The organism is Aphanothece microscopica RSMan92 (assembly GCF_046613545.2).
GTDB lineage: Bacteria > Cyanobacteriota > Cyanobacteriia > PCC-6307 > Cyanobiaceae > NIES-981.
Genome location: NZ_JBKKKY020000203.1, coordinates 1 through 1128, shown reverse-complemented (window position 1 = coordinate 1128; position 1128 = coordinate 1). Strand labels below are relative to the sequence as shown.

Genomic DNA, 1128 nt, shown 5'->3' with positions numbered 1-1128 from the left:
TGGCGGGCTGAGCGACGGGGGCCACCCGCCTGCCGCTCACCCGGCGGCGCGGGCTGCCAGATATTGTTCCAGGCTGATCCGCCCCGGCACCACCATGCCGGGCTTCGGATCGACGCCCAGGAAGGGCGTGGCGTCGTCGTACCAGCATTGCGGCGCGGGATAGCCCCAATCCATCGTCGCCTTGCGCTTCGCCTCGTCCCAGCGGACCGGCTCCTGCTCCAGGTCCGTCATCTGGTGCGGCGCCTCGGGGATGATCTCCACGCGATGGCCGTCGGGATCACGGAAATAGGTGTACTGGACGTGGCCCTGGTTGTGCCGGCCGGGGCCGCGCTCGACGAGGTTGCCGAACTGGTGGATGCCGGCGGCGTCGCAGGCCTTCATCATGTCCTGGATGCTCGGCGTGACATAGGCGAAGTGGTGCAGCCGCGGTCCTGGCCCGGGCATGAAGACGATGTCCCAGGGGATGTCCTTGCGGTGCATGAAGACGCCGATCAGCGTGTCCTCCGGCCCGCCCACCACATAGTCCGACGTCCGGAAGCCGAGGCTGGTCCAGAAGGCGCAGGCCGCGGGAATATCCGCGCTGTGCACCTGCAGGTGGTCGAAGCGCAGCGCCGCGGCGCCGGGAAAGTGGTCGCTCTCGATCGTGCGGCGCGGCATCAACGTCATGCGGGCGCAGAACTCCACCGGCATGCCAGCGGGGTCCTTCACTTCCAGCGTGCGGCCCTGGTAGGGGCGGTCCACCCAGGCGGCATGCAGGCCGAGGCCGGTGAAATGCGCATGCGCCTTCTCCAGCTCCAGCTCCGTCAGCACGCGGAAGCCGATGCGCTCGCAGCGCGGCGCATCCTGCGTCTCGCGCAGGATCAGGCTGTGGTGGCCGACTTCCTCGATGCCGCGCAGCCACACGGTATCGCCCTCCCGGTCGCTGACGACCAGGCCGAGGACGCGGGTGTAGAAGCGCAGGCTGCGCTCCATGTCGCGCACCGTCATCACGGCATGGCTGACGCGGGTGATGTTGAAGGGCGGGTAGAAGACGGGCGGCGGTATCGTGGCCATCGGGCGGACTCTCCAGGAAGGCAAGGAAGATAGGTAGGGCCGTCAGGCCCGCCGAAACCACGGCTCCAATGCGAC

The 1128-nt window shown here is 68.7% G+C and carries 1 protein-coding gene; it reads right to left on the bottom strand.

Annotated elements, in window-relative coordinates; translation table 11 throughout:
• Positions 1 to 36: 36 nt before the first annotated feature.
• The gene (locus tag ACLD7X_RS16980; RefSeq protein ID WP_411424866.1) at positions 37 to 1053 is read right to left on the bottom strand and encodes a VOC family protein; all 1017 of its coding nucleotides are present in this window, start codon (positions 1051 to 1053) and stop codon (positions 37 to 39) included.
• Between the last annotated feature and the right edge of the window lie 75 nt (positions 1054 to 1128).

Coding starts and splice junctions, on each gene's coding strand:
- ACLD7X_RS16980 (WP_411424866.1), bottom strand. CDS start 1,053: ATGGCCACGATACCGCCGCCCGTCTTCTACCCGCCCTTCAACATCACC.